Consider the following 19241-nt stretch of genomic DNA (forward strand, 5'->3'; position numbering starts at 1 on the left):
GAAATGGGGCGAAAGTCTGTGGACTCTGTGTAAGACAGTACATGGTTTTTTAACTGTGGTATGCGACGGTGGTGGAAGCAGAAACTTAAATCGTGAGGTTTAGGAATCGCCGCACTTTTAGGGCGGCGAGGATGTCAATTAGTCATCTAACAGCAAGGGATGTAATCTCATTCAGGGGAAAAAGTCGCTATGAACCACCAAATAGAAACCCCGATCCGGTCACCCTCTCAAGCTCGATTCCGTTCACGGGAGGAACGCATCCAGATCGGTAAATCCCTCCGGGAGCGATTGCCGCGTTCTCGCCACGCTATCTGGCAACCCCCCGCAGCTGGTCGAGAGCCGATCGAGATCATCGAAGCATCAAATCGAGGGCGATTACAGGAATTGATTCCTATCCGCTACGGACGGATGTTGCGGAGTCCCTTTACCTTCCTGCGCGGTTCCGCTGCTTTGATGGCCTACGATCTGGCCACCACTCCCAAAACCGACATTATCGTGCAGGCCTGCGGGGATTGCCACCTCTTGAACTTCGGATTTTTTGCCACCCCCGAACGCAATTTAGTCTTCGATATTAACGATTTCGACGAAACCCTACCCGCACCTTGGGAATGGGATCTCAAGCGTCTAGTGGTCAGCTTTGTCATCGCCGGCAGGGATAGCGATCTATCCGATCGAGAATCGAAGGCGGCGGCGATCAATTGCGCTCGTTCCTATCGGGAACACCTGCGGGAATATTCTCGCCTCAGTCCGTTAGAGGTATGGTACACGCGCATAGGAGTGGAACAGGTGCTCGAGATGGCCCCCGACGAAAAGACGCGGAAGATACGGGAACAGATGATGACAAAAGCCCGCGAGCGCATCATCGAACATCTCTACCCCAAGATCGTCACCCAAACCGCGGGACGCAATCGCTTTGTCGATCAGCCGCCCATTCTCTACCATGTCAACGAACCGGATTGGGAGACTCTCGTGCGTGAGGGTCTGGAAGACTATCGCCAATCCCTGCCGGAGGAACGCCGGGTCCTGTTTGATCGCTACCGGTTAGAGGACTTTGCCCTGAAAGTGGTAGGCATTGGCAGTGTCGGCACCAGATGTTATATCGCCCTATTTTTCTCGGAAGATAACCATCCCCTCATCCTACAAGTTAAGGAGGCTTGCCCTTCGGTTCTTGAACCCTATACCGCCAAGAGCCAGTACGAAAATCAGGGACAACGGGTGGTTACAGGCCAGAGATTGATGCAATCCTCTAGCGACATATTTTTAGGCTGGACCCAGGGAAGACGGGGCAATAACTTCTATTTACGGCAACTGCGGGATATGAAGTTTTCCCTACCCATTGAGGGAGTGTCGGCCGCCCAACTGCAACGCTACGCCGAGTTCTGTGGCTGGACCTTAGCCCGCGCCCACGCCAAATCTGGAGACGCGGCCACTATTAGCGGTTATTTGGGGAAAGGAGATCAGTTCGATCTCGCCCTGGGCGAATTTGCGATCGCTTATGCCGAGCAGACAGAACGAGATCACGCCGCTTTGGTGGAAGCGGTTAAAACAGGACGGGTCGAGGCTTTGGTGGAAGAAAATTTATAGGGTTAAGCTCTCAGCTATCAGTCTGTTATTTTTCGACCTTAGATTAGGGGCGCGAGCTTTGCGCCCCCACATGGCAGCTGGTATGATACCAAATCCGTTTTTATACTAAATCCGGTTATTAAAGACTGATTAGTTATTCCCCCTTTTGCCCCTTGCCTCTTGCCCTTTGCCTGTCCTAATAAGTAGCCTATACTCAACGGATTTAGTATTAATAGTCCGATTAACTCTCAGGTTATGGATTGTTTCTCCCTGCTCCGGCCCTCCCCACTCTCCTATACTTTTTAAACAGGATTTAGTATTATTGCTCAGTAGGTCAGATTTGTTAACAGAAAATAAGGCTTATATCTACAAAATGCTCTAGAAAAAGGATGATGGTATGTGATATAATTTGCTCTTGCTTTCATCTACATATTTAAGTGATTTTGTCAAGAAAATGAGCGAATTAAAATCCCAAATCACAGCTATTGATCATCAACTTTCCAAACGCCCGATCGCTCTCGATCCCGCAGGATATTTTATTATTTATCTCGACCGAGAAGCAGGGTTAATCTGTGCCAAACATTACAGCAATATTATCAACGAAAAAGGTTTAGCCGTCGATCCAGAAACGGGAAAAGTTATCGGTGTTAGGCAAAAACTTGATCGCAATCCTGAGACTATTTACACTGCCAGAACTGCCAAAGAATTAGCCGTCAAAGTGATTGAAGAAACCCAACCTTGTCCGATTACTATGTTCGATCATGCTGCTTATTTAGGTCGAGAATTCACCCGCGCTGAATACGCTTTAATCACCGGGGAAGAATATATTCAGGATTAAAGATTGGGCTTTTCAGTAATCAGTAAACAGTAAACAGGGATAAAGATGAAGATAAATAAATAAATAACTTAAAACTTACATCTGATAACTGATAACTGATAACTGATAACTGATAACTGATAACTGATAACTGTTAAACCGTGCCTTTAAATAAACCTTGGGGACGGAATAATAACAGCAGGATCATAATTAATAAAGCCACGGCTAATTTATAATCAGAACCAATTAAGGGAACACTAATTTCTTGGGCAACACCAATAATTAAAGCCCCAGCAATCGCTCCGTAGGGATTACCAATACCACCTAAAATCACGGACGCAAACATTGGTAAGATTAAAAACCAGCCCATATTGGGACGCACTCCCCCAGTAATTAACCCGAACATCGCTCCGGCTAAAGCAGTTAAAACTCCCGTAATTATCCATGTCCAGAAGACAACCCATTCGACGTTAATTCCGGTTACTCTAGCTAAATCGGTGCTGTCAGCTACGGCGCGCATCGCCTTACCGATCTTAGTTTTTTGCAATAACAAATGGAGGGCAATAATAACTATAATTGCCAAACCAATAACTAACAAGCGATCTAAAGCTACTTTAATCCCAAAAATTTCTGTAGCGGTCATCACAGGCAGATCGTAGCGTTGATTACTACCGCCCCAGATCATTAAAATACCATTGCGAAGAAATAAAGCCAAACCGATCGAAATAATAATTAAAGTGGTAGAATCAGCCCGTCGATCGCGCATAGGTTTCCATAATAATCTCTCGGCAATGAGCATGGCAATAGCTGTCACTGCTGCCCCCACCAGCATCGCTAACCAGAGATTAATCCCTTGAGCATTTACCACCCAAGTTATGTAAGCACCCAAAGTCATAAAATCGCCGTGGGCAAAATTAGACAGACGCAAAATGCCACAGGTAAGGGTTAACCCGACAGCAGCCAGAGCAATAATACTGCCGACGGCTAAACCATTGAATAAAAGTTGCGGTGTATCCATCAAACCTCTTGTATAAATCAGAAATTGTCCTTAGAAATAGAAGTCAGGAGAGAGAAAATTAATTAACTTTTGTCTTTTACTTTATTTAACTGAAAGCTGAGGGACTGTAGCTTAAATATTTTTGTTTAGACCAAATTGCATGGCAGTATAAGCCTAGACAGCCATTATAAAGGTTTGTGTGCCAGCAATTTCTCGCGGCCGGTGAAAAGCTGACGGCTGATGACTTACTGCTATAAAATCAAGAATGCCCACTGATGGAATTTTCCGCCAATGAAGACTATCTTTCGACTAGCGATCGCTTTTTTTGCCTTACTATTTATCCTATCTCCTGTCAATGCCTTAGCTGCCAGTTCTGCTGCTGTCACAGGAGCCAATGCCAGTTATGAAAACCAGAATCTGACAGGAAAGGATTTTTCGGGACAAAATTTGCAATCTGCCCAATTTACTAACGTTAATCTGCAAGATTCTAACTTTAGCTCTGCCGATTTGCGCGGAGCAGTGTTTAACGGAGCCTCTATCATCGAAGGCAACTTTCATGGAGCGGACTTAACCAATGGATTAGCCTATCTGAGTACCTTTAAAAATTCTGATTTAAGCGATGCCATTTTTGCCGAAGCGATCATGCTGCGTACCATTTTCGAGGGAGTAAACATCAACGGTGCTGATTTTAGTTTTGCCGTGCTTGACGCTCAACAAATCAAAAATCTCTGTGAAAGAGCCGAGGGTGTCAACTCAAAAACCGGCGTCTCTACCCCGGAATCTTTAGGATGTGATCAATGATGCAAAGAAGGGTTGGTGTTATTGGTGGTGGACAATTAGCTTGGATGATGGCACAGGAAGCCAAGAAATTAGGCATTTCTCTAATTGTACAAACACCACACCCCGACGATCCCGCCGTTGCTTTAGCTGACGGGGTTGTCTTCGCGGAAATAGCTGACGTGGAAGGCACAAAAAAACTAGCTCAACATTGTGATCTGATCACTTTTGAAAATGAGTTTGTTAATTTAGATGCCCTAGAAGAATTAGCGGCCACAGGAGTGAAATTCTATCCTAGTTTGGCAAATCTGCGCCCCCTATTGGATAAATACGAGCAAAGATGTTATTTACGCTCCCTAGGGTTGCCTGTGCCTGATTTTTGGGCGATAGATAATTTATCCCCACTAGAAAATTATCCTTTTCCGCTAGTGCTGAAAGCGCGACGACAGGGTTATGATGGTCAAGGAACCTTTATTATCCGCACTCCTGAAGAATTAAACGCCAAAAAGCCGCAATTAGAGCGTCTTGACTTGATGTTAGAAGCTTATATTCCCTACGAGCGCGAATTAGCCATCGTTGCCGCTAGGGGATTAACCGGGGAAATCGTCACCTATCCCGTGGTGGAAACCCATCAAGAGGAGCAAGTCTGTCACTGGGTGATTGCTCCCGCCGCTCTTAACCAATCATTACAGGCTCAAACCGAACATATCGCCCATCATCTGTTAAGTAGTTTGTCGGCGGTGGGTGTTTTCGGGATGGAATTATTTGTCACTTCTCAGGGAGAGGTATTGATTAATGAAATCGCTCCCCGTACCCATAATTCGGGTCATTACAGCCTCTCTGCCTGTCTTACCTCCCAATTTGCCCTACAACTGCAAGCAGTGGCTAATTTGCCCCTTGGAGCCACGGATTTAAAATCTGCCGGGGCAGTCATGGTTAATTTATTGGGTTTTGAGGATAGTGACGGCGATTATCGCGAAAAAAGAGCAGTTTTAGCGGCAATTCCTGGCGCTCACGTTTTTTGGTACGGTAAAAAATCCCGTCCCGGTCGAAAATTAGGCCATGTCACCCTCTTAAGGGATACAAGCGATCGCTCTGAGTTATTGGACCTAGCAAAGCAGATAGAAAAGCTTTGGTATGGTTGTTAGGGAATTATGAATTATGAATTATGAATTATGAATTGGGGAGTGGGGAGTATTTTCAGTAAACAGTAAACAGTGAACTGATAACTGATAACTGATAACTGATAACTGATTCAGTAAATCCTAATTAAAAGACATTTTTGATTGCCTCGGTCAGTTTTTGACTAATTAACTCGTTACCGTCTCGACTAAGATGAATATTATCGATATAGAGGGAATCAGGAGTAGGATGTGCCTGAAAAATGGGCAGAAAATCTAGATAAAAAATCTGCTGGTTGCTGGTGAAATCCGCTAGTCTTTGACGGGCTTTTAATTCATAATCTCGCCCCTGTTTTTGAGCTTCGCGAATGAGGGGAGTAATAGCGATAATTAAACGGGCTTGATTAGCCTGAGCAAGGGCTTGAATTTGGGCAAGAGCGGTTAAATTATTGCCCACTCGATCGCCCCCTTCTCGCACCGGTGGCAGGGGAGGATAACGCTTAAAATATCGATCGTACAACTCGATTAAAGCTAAAGCCGGCCGGCGAGCGGGATAATTAATTTCTCGTCCCACCACCGCCGAACTAGGAGCTAAAGCGAACAGATCATCGGTGTTCATTAATAACACGATCACCTGGGATTCAAAGGTGCCGAAACGTCGCAGATAGGCCGATTGATTGCGCGGTCCCCAAGAATTAGCCGAAGCATTGAGAACCTGCACTGAACCCGTCAGATTCTGGCCTAAATTTTTGGCGATTAAAGCAGCAATGGTCTCTTTTTGATCTGTCCACCAGGAGCCATTAGCGATCGAATCACCGATTAACAGTATTCTCGTCGTCTCCGGAGGCCGTTGGGGTGTAATCGGCTCGCTCCGCATCGAATACTGATTAACGGCGATAAAATTGGAAAACCGGCGAGTTTGTTGATTAGGAGCCAAAAGATAGCCAATTTCGGCATCAGCTTTGTAAATAAGCGGATTACCGAACCCGAAGACAATTCTTAAAATAGCCTCAAGGAAAAGGGCAAGGGCGAAAAGAACGCCTAGAATGATTAAAGACAGCCGAATGATACCAATTTCTAATAACACGGATAGATGAGAGTTCGCTAATTTATGATCCTAAAGTGTCTCATACTTTCTACATCCATCTCATGAAAAGGAGTTAAGGGCAATGTCAGACTTAAATCGTGGCATCATGAAATTCGAGGGGGCCGATAAACCGGCAGTAGTGGCGATATCGTCCATTATCGTTATCGGTAGTATTATTGCTCTGATCCTTTGGGCAATGAAAGTCGCCTACATCTAGTTAGCTAGAATAATTTCGCTCACTTTTGGCATCACTCGGTTTAAATTTCTTGCCATCACGATCTCACCTCTTGTCCCCTTGAGCCTGTAGGATAGGGTCAAGGGAGAAATTGCTAGTTCCCTCTATCGCGCTTGCTAGTCACACCCGACTCGAGACAGATTATCGATGAGCAGATCAACTTCTGTTTTAACAGAACTGTTGCAGTTACTCCCCCAATGGCGATCGCAAATGTACTTCAAAGCATCCCTGACCGCGCTATCCCACGCCATGGAGGATCAGGTTTTAGCGGAAGACGATCAACCGTTAGTGATTGCCAGTTTTCAGCGTGAGCGCTTTTATCGTCAAGAGGCCCATCGCTATCGACGCATTGCCCACAAAAGCGGGCAAGTTTATGTTTTGTCGGCCCCAGAAACCGATTTTAAGCATAGTTCCGACATTTACGAGACGATCGCTTTTCAACCGGAGGACAGTTTAGCCCAAGAATGGCATCTAGTGGTTATCGGTCACCATTATGCTAGTTGTTTGATCTGTCGGGAACGAACCCATCTGGTAGCCGAAGGGGAAAATGGGGCAGCTATGGATAATAATCGCCGTTTTGAGGGGATTTGGACAAGTGATCGCCATGTGAGTCAACAGGCCGCCCAAATTCTTTTAAATCATATTCTCGATTATCGTCCCGAACTGGCGGAGAAAATTAGGCGCGCTCAAGAAGAATACCTGATCTGTGAACTGACGGACAGGGATCATCAAGAGGAACCAGATCCCTTTGTCCAGCGATTGGTCACTTATTTGCAAGCGGGACAGTATAAACTGCTGAAAGCCAATCGTTCCTTGGCATCGAAAGAACACAAGGAAAGACTGATCAACTCGGTGACAGCGGCGATCCGTCGTTCCCTCGATCCGGAAGCTATCCTCCAGGTGGCAGTGCAGAAATTGGGGCAGGGATTGGGAGTCTGTCGCTGCGTGGTCTATCGTTGTAAGGAAGCCGACATTAACGCCACCATCGAACACGAATTTTTAAACTCCGGCATTAGTTCCATCAAAGGACAAAAATGGCCACTGAAAAATAATCCTCTTTTTCAGGAAGTGTTGGAATTGAGAGAATCCCTGAAAATTGAAGACGCTATTCACGATCCCCGTCTCCCCGGCGATTCCATTCAAAATCTCGTGCGGGAATGTTCCATCTATTCCTGGTTATTAGTACCGATTTTTTACCAAAGTCGTCTCTTGGGAATGTTGGAACTGCATCACTGTGGACCCTATACCACCACTTGGAAAAGCGAGGATGTCGCCCTTGTGGACGCGGTGGCCACTCAAATCGGAGTCGCCCTCATTCAAGCAGAAGCCTACGCTAATTTACAGGATTTAAATGAACAATTAGCCGCTCTCGATCGCACTCGTTCTAATTTAGTCGCCATAACCGGCCACGAATTACGCACCCCCCTCTCCACCATTCAAGTCTGTCTAGAAAGTTTGGCCTCGGAACCGGATATGCCGGCAGAAATGCGCCAAATTATGCTTGATACTGCCCTGAAAGATGCGGAACGAATGCGTAAATTAATCCAAGATTTTTTAACTCTTTCCAGGTTAGAAAGTGGCCGGGTTAATTGGAATCCCGAAGCTTTATCCTTATCGGAATGTGTGGAATTAGCCATCAGTCACGTTCACTCCCGCAATCTCGACAACGAAAATCCAAAAATTAGCAATCTTGTCCCCCCTAATCTGCCCTTTGTTTTAGCCGATGGCGAGTGGTTAGTGGAATTACTCTCCAAACTTCTCGATAATGCCTGTAAGTTTACCGGTCGCGAGGGAAATGTCTCGATCGAAGTCGCTTCGGGAAAGCCAAAAACTCTAGAAGTAACCATTTCTGACACTGGACGCGGGATCGAACCCAATCGTTTAGAACAGGTTTTTGATCGCTTTTACCAAGAGGAGGGGGCCCTGCGACGCAGTGCCGGGGGAACCGGTTTAGGACTGGCTATCTGTCGTCAGATCGTTAATGGTTGGGGCGGCGAAATTTGGGCAGAATCCCAGGGCAAAAATAACGGCAGTCAGTTTCATTTTACTATTCCAATATTTAAAGATAAAACTAACGATAATCCCCAAAATACCGCTCCGAAAAAATCCTCCCGTCGTCCTGCCAGTAAACGTAAATAGCGGCCGGTTGCCCGTTTAGTTTTTGCTCTTTGCTCGTGACTTCCTATTCCTTTTCTTCATCAAAAACTAAACAAAAAAGCATTAAAAAAGAAGCATCAAATCCCCAGGATATATAATAAAATTAAAAGAGTAATCAATTAGTCGTTTTTAGGTGAAAAAATTATGGGACGCGCCAAGAGAGTGGTTTTAGCTTATTCCGGAGGAGTCGATACTTCCGTCTGTATTCCCTATCTCAAACAGGAATGGGGAGTAGAAGAAGTGATTACCCTAGCCGCCGATTTAGGACAGGGAGACGAATTGGGACCAATTCAAGAAAAGGCTCTGCGCTGCGGAGCGATCGAATCCTTAGTCGTCAATGCCCAGGAAGAATTCGTCAAAGAATACGCTTTTCCCTCAATTCAAGCTAATGCCCTGTACGAAAATCGTTATCCCCTTTCTACCGCCCTGGCTCGTCCTTTAATCGCTAAATTATTAGTAGAGGCCGCCGAGAAATACGGGGCCGATGCCGTCTCTCACGGCTGCACCGGCAAAGGTAACGATCAGGTGCGTTTTGATGTGGGCATTATGGCCCTCAATCCTAGTTTAAAAGTTCTCGCTCCCGCCAGGGAATGGGGCATGAGCCGGGAAGAAACCATCGCCTACGGGGAAAAATTCGGGATCGAGTCTCCCGTGAAAAAATCCTCACCCTTTAGTATCGATCGTAACCTGTTGGGGCGCAGTATTGAAGCCGGTCCTTTGGAAGATCCGATGACGGAACCCCCGGAAGAAATCTATCTCATGACCAAAGCGATCGCCGATACTCCCAACGAGCCGGAATACGTCGATATTGGTTTTAATCAGGGGATTCCCGTCAGTTTAAACGGAGAAAATCTCGCTCCCGTCACGCTCATTAGTCAATTAAATGACCTAGTGGGTAAACACGGTGTTGGTCGGTTAGATATGATCGAAAACCGGGTAGTGGGAATTAAATCCCGAGAAATTTACGAGGCCCCGGCTTTATTAGTTTTAATTGATGCTCACCGGGACTTAGAAAGTTTGACTTTAACTGGAGATGTTACCCAATATAAACGGGGAATTGAAGATACCTACGGACAGTTAATTTATAAAGGATTGTGGTATAGTCCCTTAAAGGAAGCGATCGATGCTTTTATCATCAAAACCCAAGAACAGGTAACGGGATCGGTGCGAGTGAAACTGTTTAAAGGTAACGCTAAAGTGGTCGGTCGTCAGTCAGTCAATTCTATCTATTCTCCCGATTTAGCTACCTACGGGGCCGAGGATCAATTTGATCATAAAGCTGCCGAAGGTTTCATCTATGTTTGGGGATTACCCAGCAAAGTTTGGGCTGAAAAAACTAGAGGGAAGTAATCAACAATCCTCCCCTAAGTAAGTGGGTGTTAATTCATATCCCCCTGCCTATCGGCACCCCCCTTAATCAGGGGGGAAGGGGGGATAATTTAAATTAAGTCTTCACTTTTTCCCAGTTTAGCAATTAATTCTAAATCTCTAATACAGTCCCCAATTCCTATAAATTCAATTACTTCTGTTTGACGACGACTAGCTTCTATTAAAAAATTGCTATCTTGAGTAAAAATCCCTCGGGTGCATCTCATATTTGTGACTTTCTCTCACTTATGGTGAGCAGCAGAAGTTATTCAAAGAGGGCGAATGCAATTCGCCCCTACAATGATATGGGGTTTCGATCGATGCTTTGGTTTCTCAATTTGTCATCGGTGAAATTGAAAATGCTGTGGTTCAAGCTTTTGAGCAAGAAAAACCCGATATTATTTTAGTGGAAGGACAAAGTTCTCTGAGTCATCCTGCTTTTATGAGTTCCGTGGGAATTTTGAAAGGAAGTATGCCCGATGGGATTATTTTACAACATCCCCCAGCCCGAAAATTTCGCTGTGATTTTCCTCATTTAGCCATGCCAAAATTACAGGAATAAATTTCACTAATTGAGGCAATTTCTCCCACTAAAGTTATCGCTATTGCGATTAATCACGAAAATCTCACCGCAGCAGCCACTGAGCGTATTATTACCAAATATGAGCGAGATTTTCAGTTACCGACTACTGATGTTTTGTTACACGGATGTGAGAAATTAGTCCAAGCTTTATGCGATCGCTTTCCGAAATTAAACCGGAAAATCAAAGGGGAAATTTTAGCCGCAATTCCCGCAATTGGGAGCAAATAGGCTGATGAAAGACCTTTTACCCAGAATCGAGATTTCTCTCCCGAAAATACGCCATCATGATCGTTTACTCTGCCAATTATACGGCAGCAAGGGACTTTCTGTGATGGGAGTTTCCAAAGCGATTTTGGGTTATCCCTCGATCGCCTTGGCGATGATTCAAGGTGGAGTCAACTTTATCGCTGACTCTCGAATCGAAAATATTCTCAAAATGAAACAAGCAGGAATAGTGACAACTTTTGTTCTGTTGCGTACTGCCTTCAGTCAAGCAGAATCAGTGGTTAACATTGCAGATATCAGCTTAAATACCGAATTAGCAACAATTCAGGAACTTTCCTATTATGCTCAAGAAAAGCAAAAAATACACCGCATTATTATCATGACGGAGTTAGGGGATTTAGGCGAAGGTGTACTGCCGAAAGCTCTCGTCAAGTTCATCAAAAAAAACCTCGCTTTTCCCTTTATCAAAATTGTTGGACTGGGTTGTAATTTGGCTTGTTATATACCGATGCTTTTCGGTTAATTGCTGAAGTAATCGAATCCAAAGATAAACCATCTCTACCCTCTGGAGAAATTGGTCGAGATGCTTTTGGTAATGTTCCCAGCTTGATCGATCAAGGCATTCACCGTCGAGTTATTATTGCATTAGGAAGACAGGATATTCTTATCTCTGGATTACAAACAAGTCAGGAGATAAAAATATTAGGTTCTAGTAGCGATCATCTAGTTATTGATAGTCATAACAAGAGGTTAAAAGTAGGAAGCGAAGTCAGTTTTAATCTTGATTACGGAGGACTTTTAACAGCCATGACTTCTCCTTTTATTACTAAAAGTTATGCTCTCAATGCAGTAGCACAAATGTCTTGAGCGATTAATAAATATCAACAGATATATTTAGGGGTTGCTGGTTTATCACCCTGACATCAGCGCCGTAGAGATTTGTACTCAATTACTATCCTATCGCTAAATTCTGGGAAGAAATCAAAATCCCCCTCAATCCTTAACAAATTCCTAATCATCTCGTTTGGCACCATGATAAGCCGCTCCGAGGTATAATTCCCCTACTTTCGGGTTATTGAGTAAATCTTGACCCGATCCCTGAAAACGATCTTGACCACTTTCTAAAACATAACCTCGATCGGACATCATTAGGGCTTTTTTGGCATTCTGTTCCACTAAAATAATTGCAGTTCCCGTCTGATTAATCGCTTTTATCTGTTCAAAAACGCTGGTTACTAAGATAGGAGATAAAGCTGCCGAAGGTTCATCGAGAATTAATAAATCCGGTTGCAACATCAGCGCTCGTCCCATGGCTAACATCTGTCTTTCTCCTCCGGATAAAGTGCCAGCTTTCTGACGACGGCGCTCGAGCAAACGGGGAAACATGGCATAAATACGCTCTTTTAAAGATTTTATATTTCCTTTGCTCGTAAAAGCTCCCATTTCAAGGTTTTCTTCAATGCTCAGGGATGGAAAAACATTAGCAATTTGGGGAACATAACCCATTCCGAGGGGAACGATTTGATTAGATTTCCAACCGGCGATATTTTGTCCCTTAAAAGTGATAGTTCCAGCACTGGGTTTTAATAAACCAAAAATCGTCTTAGCGAGGGTAGATTTTCCCGCACCATTGGGACCGATAACCGTGACTAATTCCCCCGGTGCAATGCGAAAGTTAACCCCTTGCAATATGTATAAATCCTGCACATAACCAGCATAAACTTGTTCAACTTCTAAAAGATAATCCATGGTAAGGTAAAAAGGAGATAGCAGACAGTAATATGAATTATAAATTGGGAAGTGGGAAGCATTTTCAGTGAACAGTAATCAGTGAACTGAAAACTTACATCTGATAACTGATAACTGATCACTGATAAATTAGGGAGTTTTTTGTAAATCGGGACGTTCTTGTGGCAGGATTGCACCTTCGACGGGACATACTTGTAGACAGATACCACAGTCGATACAAGTGGCAAAATCAATCCAATACCAATCGGTTCCCTTAACATTTTTACCTGGTCCGGGATGGATGCAAGCAACAGGACAAGTGGAAACGCAATCGGCAACCCCTTCACAAGTTCCAGTGACGATCGAATGTGGCACAGTGTTTTCTCCTCTAATTCTTAACATTACTTTACCACTTTTAGGCACTGCCGTGCCAAGATCGGATCCTTGTTAGGAAACTTTCTCTTAATTCCCTAAAATATTGGGAGTTTTTTCTTGATCTTAGCAAGAAGTAAAATAGAAGTTTTCGCTAGGGTTTTTACTATTCCCTTACGGGAGGACAAATAGTTAATTTCTCCCCGTAATTCCTGATTATTTTTCTGGAGATAGTTATGATTATTATCTAATTCTTTTAGGGATATTCCCATCCCTTGCATAGTATGATCATCTTGCTGTTGTTTCAGATACATTGTCTGTTGTGCTTCCTGTAATTTTCTTAACTCTAACCAGACTTGATTCTGACTTGATTCCTTAGTTTCACTGAGCGCATACCAGAGAAAATCAGTGATTTCTTCCGCTATTTTTTGATTAACTTGAAAAAACTCGATAATATCAATTTTTTCGCTGGAAATTGTGGGGTATAACTTTCTTAAATCTTGGGCAATATTAGAGGAAAAAGCGATGATTCTAGAAGCGGATAAAATTGCATAGTGTTTTTCTAAATCTACTGGTAAATTGCCCTTTTCTTCTGGGAATTCATAAGCAAGTAAAAGTAGAGAAGGAGTGTTTAAGGGACTGGTATAAAAAGTGGAAATAAATAAATTTGCCTGTAGGCGATCGCAAATAGCTTGAATTTTTCTGGCATCCTTTCCCGTACAATTATAATCGTAGGATTCCGCAGGCCAATATTTAAATTCTTCCCATCTTGGTGCGGTGTTATTTCTATCTAAAATAACAATGTGTTGACTAAATTCTAATTGACTCCAATGCTCTAGAATTAAAGACCAAACCCTGGCTAATTTTCCTTGATCGATTTGAAAAATCACGCCATCAATAACAATAATTGGGCATCTCTTCTGGGAGATAGCTTGAATTGTTTGTAATTTTTCTCGCTCATCTTCCTGTAAAATTATGCCTAAATCTTCCATCTTAACTGGATTGGGTTTAATTTCTATATCCTTAATGTCTGGGTGGGGAATTTTATAGATTTTACACACTTGATAATGTTCCTGTAATGCTTGACCATTACTGCCATGTTCTAAGCCTTGGAGATTTAAATAATATAACCCTAAAATCTCAGGAATTAAAGCCATTTTTTCCCCTTGAATACCGATTCTTAACCAAAATTCGTAATCACCAGCACAGCGAAAATTTTCCTGAAAATAACCATATTTATCGTGCAGCATTTTTCGCCACATTGGTTGAGAACCCACACAACAACCTTGACGCATCTGTTGATAGGAGTAATTTGGCCAATTCCAATGTTTTAAAGCTGGGGTGGTGGCAAAAGTATCATTTTTGAGGGTGGTAATTAATTGATCGGCATAAACCAAGCTAATCTCTCTATTGTTATCTAGATAATTAGCCATAATTTCCAGAGCATTGAAACAGCGACGATCATCAGTATTCCCATTGGTGATATAGGAACCCCTAGCTAGTTTAATAGCACGATTCCAAGCGCGGTAGAGGGTTTCTCGTTCTCTAGTTCTCTGGTAAATAATATTAGGATAATTTTCTTGAAACTCTTGGATAATCTCCCCTTCATTCTCCGGGGAAGCACTATCGATAATAATAAGTTCTACTTCTCCCTTTTCGTAAAGAGTTTGAGTAACTAAATCCTCTAGACAACCCCGGATAAACTCCGCTGATTTATAGGTAGAAACAATTACAGAAACTTTGATACTCTGCACTGGTATAGAGTTATTAAAACTAGGATTCATCGGCTTATCTGATCGCAATTCAAGACAGGGAAATTTTTTGATAATTTTGAAAAAGAAGATTTTAAGACTCTATATTTGATCGGGAGAATTGTCAAGATGTTATCGACTCTTATTGAAGATACCAGTTTATTTACCTTTGGCTTGTTACTTGACATAATAAAAAACTATAATGGGAAGGCTGTGGAAAATGAGCAACAATGACCGTATCTTCCTCCCTAGACTGGCTAACCCGTGGAACCAGTGACCTATTCCCCCATCAACCCGACTCCCAAGACCCTAGGGAAAATTTAACCCAACTACTGCAAACTACCGATCGCCCTTTAAGAATTAAACTAGGTATTGACCCCACCGGCAGCGATATTCACCTGGGTCATAGTATCCCTTTTCGGAAACTGCGTGCTTTCCAGGATGCCGGTCATATAGCGGTGGTGATTATTGGCGATTTTACCGCTAGAATCGGCGATCCGACCGGAAAATCGGAAGTTAGAAAACAATTGACGAGCGAAGAAGTGAGAGCCAATGCCGAGAATTATCTGGCACAATTACGCCCAATTTTAGATTTTAACACCCCTAATCGCCTAGAAATTCGCTATAACTCGGAATGGTTGGGGAAATTAGACCTATCGCAAATTCTCGAACTTCTCTCCACCATGACTGTCGGGCAAATGTTGGCAAAAGAAGGCTTTTCCGAACGCTACGACCAGGAAAACCCGATTTTTCTCCATGAATTTCTTTATCCCTTAATGCAGGGTTATGATTCCGTAGCTGTCGAGGCCGATGTCGAATTGGGAGGAACTGATCAAAAATTTAATATTGCCGTCGGTCGCGATTTACAGAAATATTTCGGCAAAACACCGCAATTCGGGCTACTTTTACCGATTTTAATCGGAACCGATGGCAGTCAAAAAATGTCCAAATCCCTGAATAATTATGTGGGATTGCGGGAATCGGCCCTGTCCATGTACTCGAAACTGGAAAAAACCCCCGACGCTTTGTTAAAAGATTATTACGAACTATTGACAAATTTGCCCTTAGATGCTATGGCGAGCAATCCGCGAGAGGCGCAAAAACAACTGGCGATCGAGGTAGTTGCCCAGTTTCACGGGAAAGAGGAGGCATTAAAAGCACAAAAAACAGCGCAGGAGATAGTTCTACAGGGAAATACAGCAGCAGCAGCTTCTGTACCCGAATTTTCCCTAGCAGCGGTCACTTTTCCCCTAAAATTATTCTATCTTCTTGCGGCCACCGGCTTATGTAAAAGTAGCGGCGAAGGGAGAAGACAGATTCAGGGGGGTGCAGTCAGAATCGATAGTGAGAAAATCACCGATGTGGACAAAAGTTTTGAGACAGCCGAAGCTTTAACGGGAAAAGTCCTACAGGTGGGCAAAAATAAATTTATTCGCTTCGTAGCTTAAATAAGCGAAAAAGTCCCTATTCGGCGGCTTTTTCCACGATTTCTAACTCAAAATCTCGAAAATGGGCTTTAAACTTTTTACTGAACTCGACGAGGACGGGTAGGTTGGCGCTAACCGGTCTACCACGCCATTCAGTGACAATCCCTTTCACCTCTCCCTCTAGTCCTTTCACTTCAAAAGGATTCGATTTGTGTTCAGGATGGTGATAAACCACCACGGACTCAATTACACGAACTCGATCGCCAACTTTCATAAACTCTCTAGCGAAGACAAACGCCTATTGTATCTTTGAAAACAATCTTATCATTGTACGCTGTATCAGGGAAAGGGGAACTGAAAACTCTTAAGATTGAAACCTAGAGCCTGAGCTTTGACGATACTTTTGTTCGTAAGCAGCAATACTGGGAGCAACAGAAGCGTCACCTGTTGTGCAAGGCTGACGGCTGAGGGCAAAAAAACTGATGATTTGATAGCATGGGGGAAAACCTATAGAGGGTTAAGCGGTATGAGTGACTATAAAGATTCTTCTTCCATGCGCTATTTCCTGGCGGGATTAAAACCCTTTGCCCAACCTTTATTTTGGCTACCGTTAGGAATATTTTCCTTGGCTCTAATTGGTTTGTGGGTATATCAACAGAATCCTGAATGGTTGGGTTCGGTATTAGATACCCCAGGAATGTCCTTGGAGGAGCGGGAAATCAGGGCTAACCAGATTACCGATACTCCTCTCCCCACTGCTGTACCATTGCCGGCCATTCCTGCCCATAATAATACCGCTCGCCTGAATAAACCGGCCTCGACGCAGCCTTTTAATCCTTTAAATACTAATCCCGATAACAACCAGAAACCCTCTTTGTTCACCCCGTTAATGCCGCAGCCTAAGCAAAATCAGGCACCGAAGCCTAGTAAAAGTCTGCAACCGATTCAAGTGCGACCGATTAGTGGCGACACTAGCAATTATCCTTTACAAAGGGAAATCGAAAATCGCTCGCGGACTAATAACTTGAATAATTTTCCTAATCCCAACCCCGGGGGCAGCCCGAATCAAGTCAACCCCCAGGGAAATTATTCCCCTGAGCAACAAAATGTTCAGGCCCTACCCTCCCGGAATGATGCCAACCCTAACCCCGTCCCGGGCTCTAGCAACCAATCCAACTATTATCAACCCCCCGTATATCAGGCCCCCGTCTACAGCAGTCAACCTAACGTCACTGGTTATCCCAATCAGGGAATGCCACCTAACAATAATGGCACCCCCAATCAAGTCCCACCTCAAAGCACTAACCGAGGTTTCTCCATCCAACAACCCATTAATGCCCAGCCTTCTGGTTACTAGAGGAACTTAGATAGGGTTTGCTGAATAAATCTAAAAACCTTGTTGGATAATATTTTTAGACTTTTTTGAAATCAAAAAGTACCAGCGATTGGAGTGATTGGGGGGAAAATTCAGGGACTTTTTCCCTGAAAATTAGGTAATTGACCGCCTGAAAATGGGTAAAACCCTACACCCCACACCCCACACCCTACACCCTACCCCCACCAACAAACTTTTTGCCGCAAACCCTAGATAGGAGCTTGCAGGAAGTCTAATAAAATCGGATTAACTATTTCTGGGGCCTCATCCTGGGGACAGTGGCCTAAACCGGCTAAGGGGATAAACTGTTTTACGGTCGGGAATCGTGCTAATTCTTGGCCCAAGGCCAAGGGTTCCCAGGGATCTTCGCTACCCCAAAGCAGAATAGCTGGACAGGGGAGAATCGGCAGCAGGTCTTCTGGTAGTGGGCCGCCAGAATAACCGGTAAAAGCGAGGAAAACCTCGATCGCTCCCTGATCTCTGGCGGGTTTTAGGATTATTTCTACTAATTCCTCCGTTACCGCTTCCGAGCGCCGATAAGCTTGCAGGAGAATTTTACGCACTGTCTGGGGTTTAGCGATCTGTTGGAAGAAAAAAGCCCCAATTGCTTTGTTTTTGAGAATTATTTGGGCAATATCCGCACCTAAACGACGATACCAGGGTAATTTACCCCGTTTTCTTTCGTGCAGTAGTCTGAGGGAACAATTGATCGCCGCCACCCCAAGGACAAAATCGGGATGATCGACGGCAGCCTGCATGATGGCGACGCAACCGATGGAATTACCCGCCAAAAAAGCAGGACCACCCACCACTTCCCGACAAAAATCGGCAATTTGCGCCCCCCAAGTCTCGAAAGTGTAATCGATCTCGTTTTTCGGTTCGGGTTTGTCGGAACCGCCAAAACCAATTAAATCTAGGGCAAAACAGCGACATTTTTCGCCTAAAACGGGGATATTTTTCCGCCAATGTCCCCAAGATGCCCCAAATCCATGCACAAGCACGATCGCAGGTCCCGTCTCCCCCGCACTCTGATAGGTGATTTTGAATCCCCGCCAATACCAGATTTTTGGTTGTGTCTCTAATCCTAGAATTTGCTGCATATTTTTGTTTATCTGTAAAGTATTTGTTGCTTTTCTTAATATATACTGTCAGGTTAAGTAGCATTAAGCGAATATTTTGAAGCATTTTTAGAAAACGGGTTTCTTTGAGAAACCCGTTTTCTGGCAATATTAATTTCTGTTACAGGGGTCTTGAAAAATTGGCGATTGTTTGCATAGAATAGCCGCAGTCATCCTTTGCTGCCAACACCATGACTTCTACCCTTTTGTCGATTTTTGCTGCTGTTGACGATGTTTTGTTCAATTTCGCTCAATCTGATGGCTTGAGTCAAGCTAATCAGGTGGATAGTGAGAGAAATCAGCGTTTAACCGCTACCGTAGTTTTCCTCGATGCTGGTGTCACCGATTATCAAAGTCTCCAAGCTGGGGTAATTCCAGAAGTCGCCACCGTTATTCTCACTCCCAATCAAGACGGAATCGAACAAATATCCGCTTTTTTACCACAAAATCCCCAGATTAGCACCATTCACCCCTATTATTAAATCGGTGCATTACGCTATCGCGCTTCACAGCCTACGAGTAAGCAAACAACTCAAATGA

18 protein-coding genes and 2 pseudogenes are annotated in these 19241 nt (G+C 43.9%); 12 read left to right on the forward strand and 8 right to left on the reverse strand.

Annotated elements, in window-relative coordinates; translation table 11 throughout:
• The first annotated feature begins 189 nt into the window (after positions 1-189).
• Positions 190-1584, forward strand: a complete 1395-nt coding sequence (locus tag IM456_RS17175; protein ID WP_149985632.1) for a DUF2252 domain-containing protein — start codon at positions 190-192, stop codon at positions 1582-1584.
• A 433-nt stretch (positions 1585-2017) separates the two neighbouring features.
• Entirely contained in the window at positions 2018-2401 is a 384-nt protein-coding gene (locus tag IM456_RS17180) for a DUF4346 domain-containing protein (protein WP_002747361.1), read from the forward strand.
• Positions 2402-2534: 133 nt separating this feature from the next.
• Here the strand turns inward: IM456_RS17180 and IM456_RS17185 are convergent, their stop codons facing one another.
• On the reverse strand, positions 2535-3398 hold the full coding sequence (locus tag IM456_RS17185) for a branched-chain amino acid ABC transporter permease (RefSeq protein WP_149985631.1): 864 nt from the start codon (positions 3396-3398) through the stop codon (positions 2535-2537).
• Between the two features lie 270 nt (positions 3399-3668).
• Between IM456_RS17185 and IM456_RS17190 the strand changes: the two genes are divergently transcribed.
• Together IM456_RS17190 and IM456_RS17195 are read left to right on the forward strand one after the other, a co-directional pair.
• Positions 3669-4178, forward strand: a complete 510-nt coding sequence (locus IM456_RS17190; protein ID WP_002760385.1) for a pentapeptide repeat-containing protein — start codon at positions 3669-3671, stop codon at positions 4176-4178.
• A complete protein-coding gene (locus IM456_RS17195) occupies positions 4175-5302 on the forward strand; it encodes a 5-(carboxyamino)imidazole ribonucleotide synthase (RefSeq protein WP_287692121.1) in 1128 nt (375 codons plus the stop codon). The genes IM456_RS17190 and IM456_RS17195 overlap by 4 nt, the downstream gene beginning before the upstream one ends.
• Positions 5303-5423: 121 nt before the next feature.
• Here the strand turns inward: IM456_RS17195 and IM456_RS17200 are convergent, their stop codons facing one another.
• Positions 5424-6362 carry an SGNH/GDSL hydrolase family protein gene (locus IM456_RS17200; RefSeq protein ID WP_149985629.1) on the reverse strand — a complete coding sequence of 313 codons (939 nt, stop codon included), beginning with the start codon at positions 6360-6362 and terminating at the stop codon, positions 5424-5426.
• 82 nt (positions 6363-6444) lie between these two features.
• On the opposite strand from IM456_RS17200, the gene IM456_RS17205 reads away from it, so the two are divergent.
• The 3 genes from IM456_RS17205 (at position 6445) to IM456_RS17215 (ending at position 10104) form a co-directional block, all read left to right on the forward strand.
• Positions 6445-6579: a hypothetical protein gene (locus IM456_RS17205; protein ID WP_002736350.1), complete on the forward strand. Its 135-nt coding sequence runs from the start codon at positions 6445-6447 to the stop codon at positions 6577-6579.
• A 165-nt stretch (positions 6580-6744) separates the two neighbouring features.
• Positions 6745-8736 carry a DICT sensory domain-containing protein gene (locus tag IM456_RS17210; RefSeq protein WP_287692122.1) on the forward strand — a complete coding sequence of 664 codons (1992 nt, stop codon included), beginning with the start codon at positions 6745-6747 and terminating at the stop codon, positions 8734-8736.
• Positions 8737-8898: 162 nt separating this feature from the next.
• Positions 8899-10104: an argininosuccinate synthase gene (locus tag IM456_RS17215; protein WP_149985628.1), complete on the forward strand. Its 1206-nt coding sequence runs from the start codon at positions 8899-8901 to the stop codon at positions 10102-10104.
• An 89-nt stretch (positions 10105-10193) separates the two neighbouring features.
• Here IM456_RS17215 and IM456_RS17220 read toward each other — a convergent pair whose 3' ends face one another.
• Positions 10194-10349 carry a hypothetical protein gene (locus IM456_RS17220; RefSeq protein ID WP_172970469.1) on the reverse strand — a complete coding sequence of 52 codons (156 nt, stop codon included), beginning with the start codon at positions 10347-10349 and terminating at the stop codon, positions 10194-10196.
• Between the two features lie 77 nt (positions 10350-10426).
• Between IM456_RS17220 and IM456_RS17225 the strand changes: the two are divergent.
• Positions 10427-10933 (forward strand): annotated as a pseudogene (locus IM456_RS17225) (DUF1611 domain-containing protein); the annotation flags it as partial.
• Positions 10934-10937: 4 nt separating this feature from the next.
• Positions 10938-11797 (forward strand): annotated as a pseudogene (locus IM456_RS23395) (alanine racemase).
• Positions 11798-11941: 144 nt separating this feature from the next.
• Here the strand turns inward: IM456_RS23395 and IM456_RS17240 are convergent.
• From IM456_RS17240 to IM456_RS17250, 3 genes are all read right to left on the reverse strand, one after another.
• Positions 11942-12679, reverse strand: coding sequence for an ABC transporter ATP-binding protein (locus IM456_RS17240; RefSeq protein ID WP_149985627.1), 738 nt, complete (start codon positions 12677-12679; stop codon positions 11942-11944).
• A 129-nt stretch (positions 12680-12808) separates the two neighbouring features.
• Positions 12809-13033 (reverse strand): ferredoxin family protein, encoded by a 225-nt coding sequence (locus tag IM456_RS17245; protein WP_149985626.1) that lies wholly within the window; start codon positions 13031-13033, stop codon positions 12809-12811.
• Positions 13034-13128: 95 nt separating this feature from the next.
• Complete coding sequence (locus IM456_RS17250) at positions 13129-14814, reverse strand: glycosyltransferase (RefSeq protein WP_149985625.1); 1686 nt, start codon at positions 14812-14814, stop codon at positions 13129-13131.
• A 197-nt stretch (positions 14815-15011) separates the two neighbouring features.
• Between IM456_RS17250 and tyrS the strand changes: the two genes are divergently transcribed.
• Positions 15012-16229 carry a tyrosine--tRNA ligase gene (gene tyrS, locus IM456_RS17255; RefSeq protein ID WP_149985624.1) on the forward strand — a complete coding sequence of 406 codons (1218 nt, stop codon included), beginning with the start codon at positions 15012-15014 and terminating at the stop codon, positions 16227-16229.
• A gap of 16 nt (positions 16230-16245) precedes the next feature.
• Here the strand turns inward: tyrS and IM456_RS17260 are convergent, their stop codons facing one another.
• The gene (locus tag IM456_RS17260) at positions 16246-16482 is read right to left on the reverse strand and encodes a ferredoxin-thioredoxin reductase variable chain (protein WP_149985623.1); all 237 of its coding nucleotides are present in this window, start codon (positions 16480-16482) and stop codon (positions 16246-16248) included.
• 252 nt (positions 16483-16734) lie between these two features.
• On the opposite strand from IM456_RS17260, the gene IM456_RS17265 reads away from it, so the two are divergent.
• A complete protein-coding gene (locus IM456_RS17265) occupies positions 16735-17565 on the forward strand; it encodes a hypothetical protein (RefSeq protein ID WP_149985622.1) in 831 nt (276 codons plus the stop codon).
• A gap of 227 nt (positions 17566-17792) precedes the next feature.
• Here the strand turns inward: IM456_RS17265 and IM456_RS17270 are convergent, their stop codons facing one another.
• Positions 17793-18683, reverse strand: coding sequence for an alpha/beta fold hydrolase (locus tag IM456_RS17270; RefSeq protein ID WP_149985621.1), 891 nt, complete (start codon positions 18681-18683; stop codon positions 17793-17795).
• Positions 18684-18892: 209 nt separating this feature from the next.
• Here IM456_RS17270 and IM456_RS17275 point away from each other — a divergent pair, with 209 nt between their 5' ends.
• Positions 18893-19183, forward strand: coding sequence for a DUF4347 domain-containing protein (locus IM456_RS17275; protein ID WP_287692126.1), 291 nt, complete (start codon positions 18893-18895; stop codon positions 19181-19183).
• The last annotated feature ends 58 nt before the right edge of the window (positions 19184-19241 follow it).

The sequence above is a fragment of the Microcystis sp. M079S1 genome, assembly GCF_020246425.1.
GTDB lineage: Bacteria > Cyanobacteriota > Cyanobacteriia > Cyanobacteriales > Microcystaceae > Microcystis > Microcystis aeruginosa.

Bases quoted from the DNA above. Each gene is read 5' to 3' on its own strand.
- IM456_RS17175 (WP_149985632.1), top strand. From the start codon at position 190: ATGAACCACCAAATAGAAACCCCGATCCGGTCACCCTCTCAAGCTCGA.
- IM456_RS17180 (WP_002747361.1), top strand. From the start codon at position 2,018: ATGAGCGAATTAAAATCCCAAATCACAGCTATTGATCATCAACTTTCC.
- IM456_RS17185 (WP_149985631.1), bottom strand. From the start codon at position 3,398: ATGGATACACCGCAACTTTTATTCAATGGTTTAGCCGTCGGCAGTATT.
- IM456_RS17190 (WP_002760385.1), top strand. From the start codon at position 3,669: ATGAAGACTATCTTTCGACTAGCGATCGCTTTTTTTGCCTTACTATTT.
- IM456_RS17195 (WP_287692121.1), top strand. From the start codon at position 4,175: ATGATGCAAAGAAGGGTTGGTGTTATTGGTGGTGGACAATTAGCTTGG.
- IM456_RS17205 (WP_002736350.1), top strand. From the start codon at position 6,445: ATGTCAGACTTAAATCGTGGCATCATGAAATTCGAGGGGGCCGATAAA.
- IM456_RS17210 (WP_287692122.1), top strand. From the start codon at position 6,745: ATGAGCAGATCAACTTCTGTTTTAACAGAACTGTTGCAGTTACTCCCC.
- IM456_RS17215 (WP_149985628.1), top strand. From the start codon at position 8,899: ATGGGACGCGCCAAGAGAGTGGTTTTAGCTTATTCCGGAGGAGTCGAT.
- IM456_RS17220 (WP_172970469.1), bottom strand. From the start codon at position 10,349: ATGAGATGCACCCGAGGGATTTTTACTCAAGATAGCAATTTTTTAATA.
- IM456_RS17240 (WP_149985627.1), bottom strand. From the start codon at position 12,679: ATGGATTATCTTTTAGAAGTTGAACAAGTTTATGCTGGTTATGTGCAG.
- IM456_RS17250 (WP_149985625.1), bottom strand. From the start codon at position 14,814: ATGAATCCTAGTTTTAATAACTCTATACCAGTGCAGAGTATCAAAGTT.
- tyrS (WP_149985624.1), top strand. From the start codon at position 15,012: ATGACCGTATCTTCCTCCCTAGACTGGCTAACCCGTGGAACCAGTGAC.
- IM456_RS17260 (WP_149985623.1), bottom strand. From the start codon at position 16,482: ATGAAAGTTGGCGATCGAGTTCGTGTAATTGAGTCCGTGGTGGTTTAT.
- IM456_RS17265 (WP_149985622.1), top strand. From the start codon at position 16,735: ATGAGTGACTATAAAGATTCTTCTTCCATGCGCTATTTCCTGGCGGGA.
- IM456_RS17270 (WP_149985621.1), bottom strand. From the start codon at position 18,683: ATGCAGCAAATTCTAGGATTAGAGACACAACCAAAAATCTGGTATTGG.
- IM456_RS17275 (WP_287692126.1), top strand. From the start codon at position 18,893: ATGACTTCTACCCTTTTGTCGATTTTTGCTGCTGTTGACGATGTTTTG.